The sequence below is a fragment of the Streptomyces sp. NPDC051315 genome, from assembly GCF_044455165.1.
GTDB lineage: Bacteria > Actinomycetota > Actinomycetes > Streptomycetales > Streptomycetaceae > Streptomyces.
In genome coordinates, this window is sequence record NZ_JBITEN010000004.1 from 299005 (window position 1) to 313588 (window position 14584).

The following is a 14584-nucleotide window of genomic DNA, read 5'->3' on the forward strand; positions in this document are numbered from 1 at the left end:
CGGCCGCGGAGCCCGTCTCCGAGGCGGAGATGGCCGTCTTCCACGACCTCGTGGGCAGGCTGCGCGCCCTGCCCGTCGACGATCCCGTCCGGCTGAGGGCCGAGCAGGTCGCCGCGTCCTTCGCGCGCGACGGGCGGCTACGGCGGCGCAAGACGCGCGGCGCGCGGACATCGGCCGCGGACGCCGCCGCGATGGCCGCCACCGCGACCGGCGCCCCGGACCGGCGCGAGGACGCGCCCCTGGCCGGCACCGGCAGTCCCGGTGTCTTCCGCCGGCCGCGTACCTGCTACGTCTGCAAGTCCCCCTATCGACAGGTCGACGCCTTCTACCACCGGCTGTGCCCCGACTGCGCCGCCGACAACACCGCCCGCCGCGCCCTGAGCACCGACCTGAGCGGCCGCCGCGTCCTGCTGACCGGCGGCCGCGTGAAGATCGGCTTCCAGCTGGCGCTGATGATGCTTCGGGACGGCGCGGAGGTCTTCGTCACCTCCCGCTTCCCACACGACACCGTGCGCCGCTTCCGTGCCGCGCCGGGCAGCGGGGCGTGGCTCGACCGGCTCACCGTCCTCGCCGTCGACCTGCGCGACCCCCGTCAGGTGCTGGGCCTGTGCGAGGAACTCCGGGAGGAGGGCGCACCACTCGACGTCCTCGTCAACAACGCGGCCCAGACGGTACGCCGCCCACCCGAGTCGTACGCCCTGCTGGCCGCCGGCGAGTACGACGCCCTGCCCGAAGGGGCACGCCGCGCGCCGGGCTTCACGCCGATGCGGATGCTGGAGGGCCTCGGGGGCTGCGTCTCCGCTCTCCCCGCCGCCCTGCGCGAGGCCGACGAGGCGGGGCTGCTGCCCGACCCGTCCCCGGAGAACTCCTGGTCGGCCCGGCTCGGCGCCCTGGACCCGGCCGAGGTCCTGGAGACGCAGCTCGTCAACGCCCTCGCCCCCGCCCTGCTGTGCGACCGGCTGCTGCCCCTGCTCCTCGCCTCCCCGCGCCCGCGCCGGTACATCGTCAACGTCACCGCCGTCGAGGGCCGGTTCGCCGTGCGCCGGAAGATGCCCGGCCACCCCCACACCAACATGGCCAAGGCCGCCCTCAACATGCTCACCCGCACCAGCGCCGACGAACTCGCCGCGCAGGGCGTCCACATGTGCGCCGTCGACACCGGCTGGATCACCGACGAGAACCCGGCGCCCAAGAAGGCCCGCATGGCGGAGGCGGGCTTCCGCACCCCGCTCGACATCGTGGACGGCGCGGCCCGCGTCTACGACCCGATCGTGCGCGGCGAGGCCGGTGACCCGGTGTCGGGCGTGTTCCTGAAGGACTACCGGGAGGCGGAGTGGTGACCGAGGAGCCCCGGCCGGGGACGGAGCCCTCCCCGCGGCAGTCGCCCGGCTTCGCCGGTGTGCCGTACGTCGTCCCCCGCCCCCTGGCCGACCTCGCCCCGCTCCTGGACTGGCTGCGGGCCGGCCGCCCGGCGGGGGAGCGGCTGGACTTCGCCGCGGGCACCGCGCTGCCGGACGGACGCCTCGACCTGTGCAAGCAGGCGCTGGGCGCCCGGGGCGCCGCCCTGGTGGCCGAGGCCCTGGCCGACGGCCCCTCGCCGGTACGGCACCTGCTGCTGGGCACGGACGCCCTCGGCGACGAGGGCGCCGCCGCCGTGGCGGGCACCGACGCGCCGGTCGAGACGCTCTACCTCGGCTGCAACGGAATCACCGCGGGCGGCGCCTGCCGTATCGCCGACCAGCTGCGGGCCTCGCCGCAGGTCGTCACCGGCGTGTGGCTCAAACGCAACCCGCTGGGCAGCGGGGGAGGCCGGGCCGCGGCCGAACTCCTCGAGTCCGCCCGGACCCTGCGCACCCTCGACCTCGTCCAGACCGGCCTCGATCCGGCCGGTGCCGCCGTCCTCGCCGACGCGCTGCTGGCCGCCGCCGCCCACGGGCGGCGCATCGAGCGTCTCTTCGTCGGCGGCAACGCGCTGGGGGAGGCGGGCGCGGCGGCGCTCGCCGCGGTGGTCGCCGCCGGAGCGGTCGGCGAACTGTACGTCTCCGCCGCCCGGCTGGGCGACGCGGGCGCCCTCCGCCTCGCCGCCGCACTCGACGACGCCCCCCACAGACGGCTCGCGCGGCTGTCGGTCGCCAGCAACGGCATCGGCCCCGGCGCCGCCGCCCGGCTGGTCGCCGCGGCCGTCACGGCCGGCGTCACCCTGCTGGACCTGGGCCGGGTCCGGGCGGCGGCGGTGCTCGGCGCGGCGGACAACCGGCTCGACCTGGCGGCCGCCGAGACCGTCGGGCAGGCACTGGCCGCCTGCGAACACCGCCTCCACCACCTCGTCCTGCGCCACACGGGCCTGCGCAGCCGCGAGGCCCACCGCCTCCTCGACCACGCGACCCGCGCCGTCGCCCCCACCCGCTTCGTCCTCGGCTCGGGCGTCGCCGCCAGCATCAAACGCCGCCTGACGGACCTGAGCGGCCACCTCCCGCCCCCGGCCGTGCCCGCCGACGTGGCGGCCGTCCGCAGCGTGCACCGCACGGCACCCGCCGAGGAGTGACGGCCCTCCTCACCGTCGCATGTCGCCGAATACCCCCGTCCAGAACCTCTGCTGCTGCTCCGACGCCCCCACCAGATAGGTCGCCCGCAGCTTCGCCGGGAGATGGGCCACCAGGCGGGTCACCACCGCGCGGTGCTTCCTCAGCTGGGACAGCTCCGCGTTGGCGAGGATCTGGTGGACCACGTCGCTGTCGTCGGCTCCCTCGTCGGACCGCTCGGCGGCGCGGCGCAGCCGGGCCTCCCAACCGTCCGCGTCGCGGGCCAGCTCGCGCAGACCCGTCACCGGGCGGCCCCGGAACCGGTCGATCAGCGCGGACAGCGGCACGGGCGCGTACTCCCCGTCGCCGAGGTAGACCGTCGCCATCTCCAGCGGCAGCCCACGCCGGTGCAGCTTGATCAGCCGCTCCAGGGTGCGCTTGGTGATCCAGGCGCGACCCTCCTCGTCGATGTCGTGCTTCCACCACTCCAGCACCGTCTCGGCGTCCGGCCCGTACCGCGCCAGCAGCCACTCGTTGGCCGGGATGTCCTCCGGCGCCACCTCCAGCGAGGCCGTGAACCGCGTCGCCTGCGCGATGTTGTTCCGGGACACCAGCAGCTTGCGGCCCAGGTGGTACGGCGGGTTCTGCACGGCTATCTGCGCCCGCAGGTTCTCGATGCGCCGCCCGGCCAGCGACCACTCCTGGGTGATCTCCATCAGCTTGGCGAACGCGGCCCTGTCCTTCGGCCGGTTGTACTCGTCCCACACGATCGCCTTGGGCTCCGGCCCGGTGAACTTCGCGGCGAGGAGGTTGTCCAGCGTGCCGTCCGGCGACGGCACCGGCGCGCACAGGTCCTCCACGTTGGTCACCGGCAGCGAGAAGTACAGGGCGTCGCGGCCCAGCCCCTCGCGGACCGTCTCCCGCACCAGCTCCGTCTTGCCGCACCCGGGCGGGCCCTGCAGCAGCACCGTCCAGCGGTTGCGCAGCGCCGCCCGCACCACCTGCCGCACCGGGTCGGCGATCGTCGCCGGGTTGGGCACGCCCAGGGCCTGGGCGATCCGGTCGAGGATCTCGGCGGTGCGGTTCTGACCCGGTCTGCCGTCCGGGCCGGGCTCGGCCAGCCGCAGCCGCTCGCCGTCGACCAGGGGCAGGCCCCAGCGCAGCGGGAAGCCCTCGCGGGCGTTGGCCAGGACGTGGTCGAGGGTGCGCGGGGAGAGCAGCTCGCGCAGCGCCGGGGAGAGCGACGCCCACAGCGAGAACACCGGACGCAGGTCCCACGGCCGGTACCTGGCCGCGAGGTGCCGCCGCCAGGACGTGTCGTTCGCCGTGATCCGCATCGTGACCATGCGGTCCAGCAACGCCAGGTCGCCGCGCCGGGCGGACGTCTCCGCGAGGGACTCGTTGTCCGTGAGGAAGACGCCGACGCAGCCCAGGGCGCGCAGATCGTGCTCGCCGAGCGTCCAGTTGCAGGCGATCTGCATCAGCTGGGACTGGATGGTGTCCCCGGCCTGCAGCGAGTCGTCGATGAGCAGCACGAACGGCCGCCCCGGCTTCAGCTGGCTCATCACCAGTTGCCGCAGCACCAGCTCACCGGAGTCCGGGTCGCGCACCGGCGCGTTGACCAGCAGGTCGTCCGGTGTGAGGTTCGCCGCCGGCACGTACACCAGCGTGGTGTCCGGGCGGGCCCGCGCGACGTACGAGAAGAACGTGGCCGTCTTGCCGATGCCGTGCTCGCCGAAGACCTGACCGGTCTGTCCGAGGTCGATCATCGCGTCGATGAAGGCCTCCAGACGCGAGATTTCGGTGTGCTGCTCGTGGGTGGTCGAGGTGCTCATGTGCTGTGTCTCCGGGGTCGTTCACCGCGAACCTGTCGTGACGCGATGGCAGGCCATCGCCGGTGTGTGCGTCTCGGGCCACTCGCTGCCGCCCTCGGTGATCAGCCAGATCCACTTCTCCGGCTCGGCGGGCGTGACCGGCGGCGCGTACCCGTCGGTGAGGACGACGACCGCGTCCGGACTCACCTCGCACCGGCGGCCGTCCACCTCCGTACGGCCCTCCACGTAGTCCGCGACGGCCTGGAAGCTGGTGCCGCCACCGCCGTACACCCGCTCGCCCGGTCTGAACGGCATCACCACGGCGTCGAAGGACAGCCAGTGCGCCTCCACGCCGTCGATCCGGCCGACCAGGTCGGTCAGCCAGCGGATCACATGGTCCGGCATCGATCCCGACGTGTCGTACGCGATCACCAGGACCTTGTCGCGGACCGGGCCGCGGCGCGCCAGCACCGGGTCCTGGCCGAGGGCCGCGAGCAGCGCGCCCCGCTTCTTCGGGTACACCAGCCGCTCGCCGTCGCGCAGTCTCGAACCGAGGACGTCGACCAGCCACCGCTGCCACCAGTGGACCGTCCGGGTGCGCGTGATCTCGCCGCGCAGCGCGCCGGCGCCCAGCCGTCCCCAGAGGCGGGCGGCCCGCGCCGAGCCCTCCTCGGTGCGCCCCATGAGATCGAGCAGCTCACGCTCGGCGCCGGTGTGCCCGCGCCGGGCCGCCAGCAGGGAGTTGAGCAGCGCCGAGGACGTCACCGCGTCGACCGTCTCCTGGTCGGCGGGGACGCCGTCGGCCGACAGGTGCAGGCACAGCCGCCCGTCGGGTACCGGCGGGTGGCGCATCCGCTTCAGCTCGCCGTACACCCGCAGGTCGGTCTCGGTGAACGTCTCGTACGCCACCGGTTCCAGCCCGTGCGTCGTCAGGTCCTCGACGTAGGCGTCGTACACCTGCCGCGGGTCGACGCCCGTCGGGAGGCCGTCGAGCAGGGGAAGCTCCTCGCGGGCGAGCCGGACCAGTGTCACGTGGTTGATGGAGACCTCGGCGGCCAGCGTGAACACCGGGTCGTCACGCAGCTCGGGGTCGGCGAGCAGATGCCGGTGCACGAGATGGCGGGCCTCGTGGAAGAGGACGAACTTCACGCCCGCCAGGCCCAGTCCGACGAAGAAGTCCGGGTTGTACAGCAGCAGGCAGGTGCCGTCGCCGGAGGCGACCACGGCCGCCGTGTCCACCGCCGTCGTCGGGATCTGGTGGGGGCACTTGGCGTACAGCCAGGACGCCACCGCCGACTCGGTCAGCCCGAAGTCCAGCAGTGCGGCCTCCTTGAGCTGCCGCGCCTCCTCCACTACCGCCGGATCCGCCGGACGGTACGCCTCCAGTGCCCTGCGGTCGGCGAGGTCCACCACCGGCGGACGCCGCCGCCCCTGCTCCCCGTACCCCATGTCACGCCCCCCGTGCCGTGCTTCCCCCAGTGCCTCATTGGTATCAGGCCCCACTGACAACGGGCCAAGGCATTACCCTGAGCGGCAAGGGCGGGGTCGTAGCGCAGAGGCAGGCGCACCGGTCTCCAAAACCAGAACACGCTGGTTCGAATCCAGCCGCCCCGCCCCCTCGTCGCTCGCGGGGTCAGACGATGGCGCCCGCGGTGACCACCAGCTCCGGGGCCGTTCCGTGGAACGTGCCGACGATCTGGGCCAGCACCGCCCAGGCCTCCTCGTTCCCGCCCAAGTGGTCACGCACCAGCGGGCGCAGGGCCTCCTCGGCCTCACCGATCCGCGCCGGGAACATGAGCCGGCCCATCGCCAGCACCTCCAGCACCCGGACGGCGGGGCCGTGGTCCGTCGCGTACTCGGCCGGACCGCTCAGCACGCCCGCCTCGCGCACCCGGTGGGCGAACTTGGGGTGCGAGCCGAACTGGGAGCGCAGTGCGGGCGGGCAGTCCGGGCGGACGGACAACGCCCAGCGCGCGTAGCCGGGCAGCGGCGTCCCGGCGTCCGCGTCGGTGACCGTGCGCCAGTCCGCCGGGGTCAGCACCATGGACGCGGCCGCGCGGCCGGCGGCCATGGAACCGGCCTCGCGCAGCGCCCCGACGAGGCCGTGGCGGACGTAGCTCTCGGGGATCTCGGGTTCCTCGCCGGGCAGCCGGGGGTCCACCGGGACCGGCTCCGTGCGGCCGGGGCCGAACGGGATTCCCCGGGCGAGGGCCCGGCGCAGGCCGGCGTCGAGCCCGAGGTAGCGCCACACCACGGCGTTCAGCTTTGGGTCGTCCTCCTCCAGGATCCACAGCGTCAGCGAGGCGGGCACCCGGGGCCACGACCACACGCGGTGCAGCCGGCGCCGCGTCACCTCGGGGCTCTCCGGTTCGGGCGCGGGCAGCCCGATCCGGTCCCGGATCCGTCCGGCGGCGTCCTCGTCGGTCAGACCGAGCAGGAAACCGAGCGCCTGTCCGACCGTGTGGCTGTAGTACATGGCGGCATGATGCCGCAGGTCGCGAACGGCCCGCACCGGGAAATCGGTTCCCTGTGCGAGCCGTTGCCGTGCCGTCGTGCGCGGGGGTCAGCCGGCGGCGCGCGCCGCCATCCGCGCCTTGCGCGCCGCCAGCTTCTCGTCGAACTTCGACGCCTCCGCGTCCAGGCCGCCCATGAACAGGCCGAGTTCCTCCTGCGCCTGCCGCCCCTCGGAGCCGAGACCGTCGATCTCCATGACCTTGAGGTGGCGCAGGACGGGCTGGATGACGTCGTCGTGGTGGATGCGCAGGTTGTAGACCTCGCCGATCGCCATCTGCGCCGCGGCCCGCTCGAATCCGGGGATGCCGTGGCCGGGCATGCGGAAGTTGACGACGACGTCCCGCACCGCCTGCATGGTCAGGTCGGGGGCGAGCTCGAAGGCGGCCTTGAGCAGGTTGCGGTAGAAGACCATGTGCAGGTTCTCGTCGGTCGCGATGCGCGCCAGCATGCGGTCACAGACCGGGTCGCCGGACTGGTGGCCGGTGTTGCGGTGCGAGATACGGGTCGCGAGCTCCTGGAAGGCGACGTAGGCGACCGAGTGCAGCATCGAGTGGCGGTTGTCCGACTCGAAGCCCTCGCTCATGTGGGCCATGCGGAACTGCTCCAGCTTGTCCGGGTCCACCGCGCGCGAGGCGAGCAGGTAGTCACGCATCACGATGCCGTGCCGGCCCTCCTCCGCCGTCCAGCGGTGCACCCAGGTGCCCCAGGCGCCGTCCCGGCCGAAGAGGCTGGCGATCTCGTGGTGGTAGCTGGGGAGGTTGTCCTCCGTCAGCAGGTTCACCACCAGCGCGATCCGGCCGATCTCGGTGACCTGCGACTGCTCCTTCTCCCAGGCCTCGCCGTCCTCGAAGAAGCCGGGGAAGTTGCGGGCGTCGCTCCACGGCACGTACTCGTGCGGCATCCAGTCCTTGGCGACCTTCAGATGCCGGTTCAGTTCCGTCTCGACCACTTCCTCCAGGGCGTACAGCAGCTTGGCGTCGGTCCAGACGGAGGGGCTGCCGAGGTGCGGGGAAGTGATCGTCACGGGTACTCCAGGGGGACGTGATGCAATGCGGAAACCGTCCGGCAGGCGATGCCGGAACTTACGGGATCGTAGGCTACGAACCCGTAGGTTACGTAGCCGTAGGTTAAGAACACTGTAAAGACCGCTGACCAGTCCCGCTCCATGACGCTCCGAAGGGTGCTCCCGGGCATGCGAAGAAGCCCCGGAACCGCAGGTCCCGGGGCTGGAAGCGCCATCGGATCACCCGGTCAGGCGTACAGCTCCCGCAGGCGCACCGAGAGGCATGTCACACAGCCCTCGAGCTTCTCGAACTCACCGATGTCGACCACCACGGGTTCGTACCCGAGGTCGGCGAGCAGGTCGGCCGTCTTCGGCGCGCTCGCCGCCATCAGCAGCTTCGGGCCGCCCAGCAGCACCACGTGGGCGCCGGCCTCCTCGGGCACCGACAGGAAGCGCGGGAACAGCGACGGCCGGTCCACCTTCGGGATGTGGCCGATCACCGTGCCGTCGGGCAGCGCGGTGACGGCCGACTTCAGGTGCAGCACCTTGCTCACCGGCACGGCCACGACCCGCGCGCCCAGCGGCTCGAACGCCTCCCGCACCTGCTGCACGCCGGCCACGTTGGTACGGCCGCCCCGGCCGACGTAGATCGTGTCGCCGACCTTCAGCACGTCACCGCCGTCCAGCGTGCCCGGCGCCCAGATCCAGTTCACCGAGCAGCCCAGGGAGGCCACGGCCTCCTCGACGCCGGCGGTCTCCCCGCGCCTGGACTCGGCGCCGGGCCGCGTGATCAGGGCGACGTTCTTGTACATCACCACCGTGTCCTCGACGAACACGGAGTCCGGGCAGTCGTCGGCCGGATCGACCTCGATGGTCTCCCAGCCGTGCGTCCGCAGGGCCTCGGCGTACGCCTCCCACTGCTCCAGGGCGAGTCCCACGTCCACCTTGTCCCGCTCGAGGTGCGTCACCAGACCTTCGGCGAGGCGCGGGCTGGGGCGGCGGATGAGGGCCTTCTTGCTGGGCACGTCCAGGTCTCCGAGATCGGCGGTGGCTGACCGGCGCCCTTGACGCGGCGCCGGTCAGCCATCATGCAGGCCCGGTCCACGAGGACAAAACCCCGCCCGGCGGCTGTGTCCCTCCTGAGACCCGTGGGCCCCTACGCGGGGTCCACCGGTTCCAGCACCTCCTCCGCCGACGTCTCGCGCAGTTCCCCGTCCAGCAGCAGCCAGCGGGTGATGCCGACCGACTCCAGGAACGGCAGGTCGTGGCTGGCGACGATCAGCGCCCCCTCGTAGGACTCGAGAGCCGTGGTGAGCTGTCGGACGCTCGCCATGTCGAGGTTGTTCGTCGGCTCGTCCAGCATCAGCAGCTGGGGCGCCGGCTCGGCGAGCATCAGGGCAGCCAGGGCGGCGCGGAACCGCTCCCCGCCGGACAGGGTGGCCGCCTTCTGGTCGGCGCGGGCGCCGCGGAACAGGAAGCGGGCCAGCCGGGCACGGATCCGGTTGTTGGTGGCGGCGGGCGCGAACCGGGCCACGTTCTCGGCGACCGTCAGCTCGCCGTCGAGGACGTCCAGCCGCTGCGGCAGGAAGCGGAGCGGCACGTGCGCGCGTGCCTCGCCCGACACCGGGGCCAGCTCCCCGGCGATCGTGCGCAGCAGCGTCGTCTTGCCCGCCCCGTTGCGGCCGACCAGCGCCACCCGCTCGGGCCCGCGCAGATCGAAACCGCCCCGCACCCGCGCGCCGTACGCGAGTTCCAGGTCCAGGAGCGTGAGGACGTCCCGGCCCGGCGGTACGGCCGTGTACGGCAGGTCGACGCGGATCTCGTCGTCGTCCCGCACCGCCTCCACCGCCTCGTCGAGCCGCTCCCTGGCCTCGGCGAGCTTCTCCTCGTGCATGATCCGGTGCTTGCCCGCGGACTCCTGTGCCGCGCGCTTGCGCGCCCCCATGACGATCTTCGGCTCGCGCTTGCTGTCCCACATCTTCTGGCCGTACCGCTTGCGGCGGGCGAGCTTGACCTGCGCGTCGGCGAGTTCGCGTTTCTGCTTGCGCAGGTCGGCCTCGGCGACGCGCACCATGCGCTCGGCGGCCTCCTGCTCGGTGGTGAGGGCCGCCTCGTACGCCGAGTAGTTGCCGCCGTACCAGGTCACCTCCCCGCCGCGCAGGTCGGCGATCTGGTCGACGAGGTCCAGCAGTTCCCGGTCGTGGCTGACCACGACCATCACGCCCGGCCAGGAGGCCACGGCCGCGTACAGCCTGCGACGGGCGTACAGGTCGAGGTTGTTGGTCGGTTCGTCGAGCAGCAGGACGTCCGGGCGGCGCAGCAGCAGCGCGGCCAGGCGCAGCAGGACCGACTCGCCGCCCGACACCTCGCCGATCGTGCGGTCCAGGTCGACGTGGCCGAGTCCGAGTTCGCCCAGGGTGGCGAGGGCGCGCTCCTCGACGTCCCAGTCGTCGCCGACCGTCTCGAAGTACTCCCCGGACACGTCACCGGCCTCGATCGCGTGCAGCGCGGCCCGCTGGGCGGCGATGCCGAGGGCCTCGTCGACCCGGAGGGAGGTGTCGAGCGTGACGTTCTGCGGGAGGTGGCCCACGTCGCCGGCCACCCGCACGGTGCCGTCGGAGGGACCGAGTTCCCCGGCGATCAGCTTCAACAGGGTGGACTTGCCGGAGCCGTTGACACCGACCAGTCCGGTGCGGCCGGGGCCGAAGGCGACGTCGAGCCCCTCGAAGACGGGGGTGCCGTCCGGCCAGGCGAAGGAGAGGGAGGAACAGGTGATCGACATACTCAAGTGGGCCTCGCGGTTGCGTGTGCGGTCAGGGGCAACGCGTATCGAGACACCGAAGGGCGGCGACCACCGCGGGAGCGGGGGGAACGAGGGGGCACGGACACGGCCGCGCGGTCAGGTGAAAGGCCCTGCTCCGCAAGGACGGCTCGAACGCCGAGGTCGCACGCGGCACGCACACCCACAGGTGTGGCGCGGTGTCTCCAACCTCAGACGAGCAACGTCCTTCTCCGATCGACGGCAACAGAAGCGTTCTACACCGTAGGAGCGCGGCGGAGGGCTGTCAACGCATTATTCAGGCGTCCCGCATCAGCTCCGCCAGGTCGTGGTCGAGGTCCAGCTGGAGGTGTTCCAGGCCGGCCGGCACCAGTTCGCTCGTGGCGCGCAGGAAGCGCCGGATCTCCTCCGAGTGCACGTGGACGATCGCGGTGCCCTCGGGCGCGTGGAACTCCAGCACCGTACGGTCGTAGCCGTAGGGGCGGACGCGGACGTCGCCGTGTCCCTCGGCCTCGTGCAGCCCCGCGGAGAGCAGCTCGCGGGCGAAGGTCCAGCACACGTCCACGCCTTCGAGGGTCGCCGGGGCCGGGAAGGTCATGCGGACGGCGAACGGGTCGCGCCGGTCGTAGTGCAGTGTGGCGGGGATGCTCTGCATCCGGGGCGCGGCGGCGACCAGACGGGCCTCGACGGGCTGCTCGATGACGATGGACAACGCCTTGCTCCCTCGTGACGGCGGGACATACTTCCGGGCGGGTGGGCCGGACACTGGAAGAGACGCCGGAACCGGCCGATCCGTGCACACCAGATCCGAGTGACCTCGGTCACCGCCTTTCATGCACGCGAGTGACTCAGCTCTCCTGCCGTGCTCCGTAGGGCCCTTGAGGCGCTCGGGGCCCTCTGGACGCCATCCGGGCCGTGGGCTAGCTTCGCCCGCCATGAGGCGCTTGGGGAACTCGCGACGTACGGTCCGCACGGCACGGGTGAGGCGCGCAGGGCGGGTGGCGGCCGTCGCAGCGGCCTGTGGGGCGGCGCTGGCCGTCCTCACGGCCGTACCCGCGCAGGCGCACGACCCCGTGTGGGCGTACGACCCGGCGCAGGCGCACGGCCCGGCGTGGGCGCTCAAGGACACCGGCACCCCCTCCGTCCGCTTCCGCGGCCTGGCGGCGGTCGACCGGCACACCGCCTGGGTGGCCGGCAGCCAGGGCACCGTTGTGCTCACCACCGACGGTGGCCGCAGCTGGCGGAACGTCTCGCCGCCCGGCGCCGCCGCGCTGCAGTTCCGGGACGTCGAGGCGTTCGACGCGCGGCGCGCCGTGGTGCTCGCGATCGGCGAGGGCGAGGCCTCGCGCGTGTACCGCACCGACGACGGCGGCGCGACCTGGACGGAGTCCTTCCGCAACACCGACGCCCGGGCCTTCTTCGACTGCCTGACCTTCTTCGACCGCCGCCACGGCCTGGCGATGAGCGACCCGGTGGACGGCAGGTTCCGCATCCTGTCGACGAGCGACGGCGGCCGCACCTGGACGGTGCTGCCCACCACAGGGATGCCGCCCGCCCTGGACGGTGAGGCGGGGTTCGCGGCCGGCGGCCAGTGCCTCGTCTCGGCCGGCTCCCGGGACGTCTGGCTGGCCACCGGCGGTGCCGCACGCGCGCGCGTGCTGCACTCCGCCGACCGCGGACTGACCTGGACGGCCACCGACGCCCCGATTCCGGCGGGCGATCCCGCGCGCGGGGTCTTCGCCCTCGCCTTCCGCGACCGCGCCCACGGCCTCGCGGTGGGCGGCGACCACCGACCCGACCAGCCGTCCCCGCAGGCCGCGGCCACGACCGCCGACGCGGGCCGGACCTGGCGGCCCGCCACCACACCCCCGCCCGACTACCGCTCCGGCGTCACCTGGCTGCCGCACAGTCGCACCGCCGCCCTCGCGGTCGGCCCCACCGGCACCGACCTGACCACCGACGCCGGCCGCACCTGGCGCACGCTCGACACCGGCTCGTACGACACCGTCGACTGCGCCCCGGACCTCGGGTGCTGGGCCTCCGGTGAACAGGGGCGGGTGGCTCGGCTGGAGGGCTGAACCCGCGCGCGTCGCGCCCGTTTCGGGGTACCCGTCGTGCGAACGCGAAAGGAGTGAGCGCACATGCCACGCGGTTCCAGCCCCAAGCGGGAGCGCCAGTACGAGCACATCAAGAAGAGTGCGCAGGACCGGGGGGAGAGCTCCGAGCGGGCGAAGGAGATCGCCGCCCGGACGGTGAACAAGGAACGCGCCCGGTCCGGCGAGTCGAAGACCGCCAGCCGCACCTCCACGCAGGACATGTCGTCCGGGAAGCGCGGCGGGCAGCGGTCCGGCAAGGGCTCGCAGGGGCCCACGTACGACCAGCTGTACGAGGAGGCCAAGCGCCGCAACGTCCACGGTCGTTCGGACATGAACAAGAGCCAGCTGCAGCGGGCGCTGGGCAAGGGCTGACGCGGCCGCCGCGGACCGGGATCGCGGGCCGGCCCGGGGGAGCCGTACGCTCGTCCTCACCATGACGACGACCGTACGCATCCCCGCGGGCTGGCCCGCGACCGAGGAAGAGGCCCGCGCCGTCCAGGACGAACTGCGGGCGAGGGTGGTGCTCGACGACCCCGGGCCCCCGACCGGCACGGGCCGGGTGACGGGGGTCGACGTCGCCTACGACGACGAGCTCGACGTCGTCGCTGCGGCGGCCGTCGTGCTGGACGCGGCGAGCCTCGACGTCGTCGCCGAGGCCACGGCCGTCGGGCGGGTCTCCTTCCCGTACGTGCCCGGCCTGCTCGCCTTCCGGGAGATCCCCACCGTCCTGGCCGCGCTCGACGCCCTGCCATGCCCGCCCGGACTGGTCGTCTGCGACGGCTACGGCCTCGCGCATCCCCGCCGCTTCGGCCTCGCCAGCCACCTCGGGGTCCTCACCGGCCTGCCCACCATCGGCGTCGCGAAGAACCCCTTCACCTTCACCTACGACGACCCGGACGCCCCGCGGGGCTCGTCCGCGCCGCTGCTGGCGGGCAGCGAGGAGGTGGGCCGTGCCCTGCGCACCCGGGAGGGCGTGAAGCCGGTCTTCGTGTCCGTCGGCCACCGCGTGACCCTGGACACCGCCTGCGCCCACACCCTCGCCCTCACCCCCCGGTTCCGCCTGCCGGAGACGACGCGCAGGGCCGACGCACTGTGCCGTCGGGCACTTCAGGACGCGACGATCCGCCACTGACCGACCTCGCGGTACTCCGAGTCGTAGACCGCCGACCCGTCGCCGGGTTCCAGGGCGTAGTGGCGGAGGTTCCCGCCCCAGTACCGCAGGATGCGCCCCAGCTCACCCACCGTGTCCCGCGCCGACGCGCCTTCGTCCACGGTGACTTCGAGAACGAACTTCAAGCTGCTCACCTCCCTCCGCTCGTGCCCTTCCATCGTTTCATTGAAGTGCTTGTTGGCACTTCGAGGCCGATGGGCCCGGCCAGGACCGGGGGAGAGGGGCGGCAAGTCTCAAACGGGTGGGCAGGGCGGGGCCGGCCCCGGGCCCACGGGCCTTAAGAGCTCCGAACAAAAGGGGAGTCCGATCAGCTCGCGGCGTCCGGTGCGTGCGATCGCCAGGCGCCGGAAGGTCCTCGAAGCGGAGCTACCAGGGCCTTCCGGCAACGCGGCGAGCGTGCGTGCCGGGCGTCGCGAGCCGGGCGCCCCTTTTGTTCGGAGCTCTAAGTACGTCGTCTGAGTACCCGTACGGATGTGGGGCCCGGCCGCCGCCCGGCAGGCTGACGGCATGACGACGCACCGCTCCCCGAAGCCCCTCGCCGACCCCGACCGCCCCGTCGAGCGCGCCGTGAACGCCGCGCTGATCCTCGCCGTCCTGGCGGGACTGGCCTGGATCGTCGGGATGATCTACACGCTGGTGGAGTGGCCGGTCTAGGGGGGCGTCCGGGGAGGGCGGTGACGCGGCA

The 14584-nt window shown here is 73.1% G+C and carries 14 protein-coding genes and 1 tRNA gene; 7 read left to right on the forward strand and 8 right to left on the reverse strand.

Annotated elements, in window-relative coordinates:
* The first annotated feature begins 29 nt into the window (after window positions 1-29).
* Window positions 30-1340 (forward strand): SDR family NAD(P)-dependent oxidoreductase, encoded by a 1311-nt coding sequence (locus ACIBBD_RS10515; RefSeq protein ID WP_399419103.1) that lies wholly within the window; start codon window positions 30-32, stop codon window positions 1338-1340.
* Window positions 1337-2545 (forward strand): ribonuclease inhibitor, encoded by a 1209-nt coding sequence (locus tag ACIBBD_RS10520; protein ID WP_399418930.1) that lies wholly within the window; start codon window positions 1337-1339, stop codon window positions 2543-2545. The genes ACIBBD_RS10515 and ACIBBD_RS10520 overlap by 4 nt, the downstream gene beginning before the upstream one ends.
* A 9-nt stretch (window positions 2546-2554) precedes the next feature.
* Here the strand turns inward: ACIBBD_RS10520 and ACIBBD_RS10525 are convergent, their stop codons facing one another.
* Both ACIBBD_RS10525 and ACIBBD_RS10530 read right to left on the reverse strand, forming a co-directional pair.
* Window positions 2555-4357 (reverse strand): AAA family ATPase, encoded by a 1803-nt coding sequence (locus tag ACIBBD_RS10525; RefSeq protein WP_399418931.1) that lies wholly within the window; start codon window positions 4355-4357, stop codon window positions 2555-2557.
* A 21-nt stretch (window positions 4358-4378) separates the two neighbouring features.
* Window positions 4379-5785 (reverse strand): hypothetical protein, encoded by a 1407-nt coding sequence (locus tag ACIBBD_RS10530; RefSeq protein ID WP_399418932.1) that lies wholly within the window; start codon window positions 5783-5785, stop codon window positions 4379-4381.
* A 90-nt stretch (window positions 5786-5875) separates the two neighbouring features.
* On the opposite strand from ACIBBD_RS10530, the gene ACIBBD_RS10535 reads away from it, so the two are divergent.
* A tRNA-Trp gene (locus tag ACIBBD_RS10535) sits at window positions 5876-5951 on the forward strand.
* 18 nt (window positions 5952-5969) lie between these two features.
* Here the strand turns inward: ACIBBD_RS10535 and ACIBBD_RS10540 are convergent.
* The 5 genes from ACIBBD_RS10540 to ACIBBD_RS10560 form a co-directional block, all read right to left on the reverse strand.
* Entirely contained in the window at window positions 5970-6812 is an 843-nt protein-coding gene (locus ACIBBD_RS10540; protein ID WP_399418933.1) for a hypothetical protein, read from the reverse strand.
* Window positions 6813-6899: 87 nt separating this feature from the next.
* Window positions 6900-7874, reverse strand: coding sequence for an acyl-ACP desaturase (locus ACIBBD_RS10545; RefSeq protein WP_399418934.1), 975 nt, complete (start codon window positions 7872-7874; stop codon window positions 6900-6902).
* 227 nt (window positions 7875-8101) lie between these two features.
* Window positions 8102-8878, reverse strand: coding sequence for a dimethylargininase (gene ddaH, locus ACIBBD_RS10550; protein ID WP_399418935.1), 777 nt, complete (start codon window positions 8876-8878; stop codon window positions 8102-8104).
* Window positions 8879-9009: 131 nt separating this feature from the next.
* Complete coding sequence (locus ACIBBD_RS10555; protein ID WP_399418936.1) at window positions 9010-10641, reverse strand: ABC-F family ATP-binding cassette domain-containing protein; 1632 nt, start codon at window positions 10639-10641, stop codon at window positions 9010-9012.
* Between the two features lie 289 nt (window positions 10642-10930).
* On the reverse strand, window positions 10931-11344 hold the full coding sequence (locus ACIBBD_RS10560; protein ID WP_399418937.1) for an SsgA family sporulation/cell division regulator: 414 nt from the start codon (window positions 11342-11344) through the stop codon (window positions 10931-10933).
* Window positions 11345-11567: 223 nt separating this feature from the next.
* Between ACIBBD_RS10560 and ACIBBD_RS10565 the strand changes: the two genes are divergently transcribed.
* The 3 genes from ACIBBD_RS10565 (at window position 11568) to ACIBBD_RS10575 (ending at window position 13860) form a co-directional block, all read left to right on the forward strand.
* On the forward strand, window positions 11568-12710 hold the full coding sequence (locus ACIBBD_RS10565; protein ID WP_399418938.1) for a WD40/YVTN/BNR-like repeat-containing protein: 1143 nt from the start codon (window positions 11568-11570) through the stop codon (window positions 12708-12710).
* A gap of 63 nt (window positions 12711-12773) precedes the next feature.
* Window positions 12774-13100 carry a plasmid stabilization protein gene (locus ACIBBD_RS10570; protein ID WP_399418939.1) on the forward strand — a complete coding sequence of 109 codons (327 nt, stop codon included), beginning with the start codon at window positions 12774-12776 and terminating at the stop codon, window positions 13098-13100.
* A gap of 61 nt (window positions 13101-13161) precedes the next feature.
* A complete protein-coding gene (locus ACIBBD_RS10575; protein ID WP_399418940.1) occupies window positions 13162-13860 on the forward strand; it encodes an endonuclease V in 699 nt (232 codons plus the stop codon).
* On the opposite strand, the gene ACIBBD_RS10580 is transcribed toward ACIBBD_RS10575, so the two are convergent.
* Complete coding sequence (locus tag ACIBBD_RS10580; RefSeq protein WP_399418941.1) at window positions 13836-14024, reverse strand: hypothetical protein; 189 nt, start codon at window positions 14022-14024, stop codon at window positions 13836-13838. The two genes, ACIBBD_RS10575 and ACIBBD_RS10580, sit on opposite strands and share 25 nt — an antisense overlap.
* 382 nt (window positions 14025-14406) lie before the next feature.
* Between ACIBBD_RS10580 and mmpA the strand changes: the two genes are divergently transcribed.
* Window positions 14407-14553: a morphogenic membrane protein MmpA gene (gene mmpA / locus ACIBBD_RS10585; protein ID WP_399418942.1), complete on the forward strand. Its 147-nt coding sequence runs from the start codon at window positions 14407-14409 to the stop codon at window positions 14551-14553.
* Window positions 14554-14584 lie beyond the last annotated feature (31 nt).

What these genes read in the sequence shown, in the direction of transcription:
- ACIBBD_RS10515 (WP_399419103.1), top strand. Translation starts at nt 30, where the DNA reads ATGGCCGTCTTCCACGACCTCGTGGGCAGGCTGCGCGCCCTGCCCGTC.
- ACIBBD_RS10525 (WP_399418931.1), bottom strand. Translation starts at nt 4,357, where the DNA reads ATGAGCACCTCGACCACCCACGAGCAGCACACCGAAATCTCGCGTCTG.
- ACIBBD_RS10530 (WP_399418932.1), bottom strand. Translation starts at nt 5,785, where the DNA reads ATGGGGTACGGGGAGCAGGGGCGGCGGCGTCCGCCGGTGGTGGACCTC.
- ACIBBD_RS10540 (WP_399418933.1), bottom strand. Translation starts at nt 6,812, where the DNA reads ATGTACTACAGCCACACGGTCGGACAGGCGCTCGGTTTCCTGCTCGGT.
- ACIBBD_RS10565 (WP_399418938.1), top strand. Translation starts at nt 11,568, where the DNA reads ATGAGGCGCTTGGGGAACTCGCGACGTACGGTCCGCACGGCACGGGTG.
- ACIBBD_RS10570 (WP_399418939.1), top strand. Translation starts at nt 12,774, where the DNA reads ATGCCACGCGGTTCCAGCCCCAAGCGGGAGCGCCAGTACGAGCACATC.
- ACIBBD_RS10575 (WP_399418940.1), top strand. Translation starts at nt 13,162, where the DNA reads ATGACGACGACCGTACGCATCCCCGCGGGCTGGCCCGCGACCGAGGAA.
- mmpA (WP_399418942.1), top strand. Translation starts at nt 14,407, where the DNA reads ATGACGACGCACCGCTCCCCGAAGCCCCTCGCCGACCCCGACCGCCCC.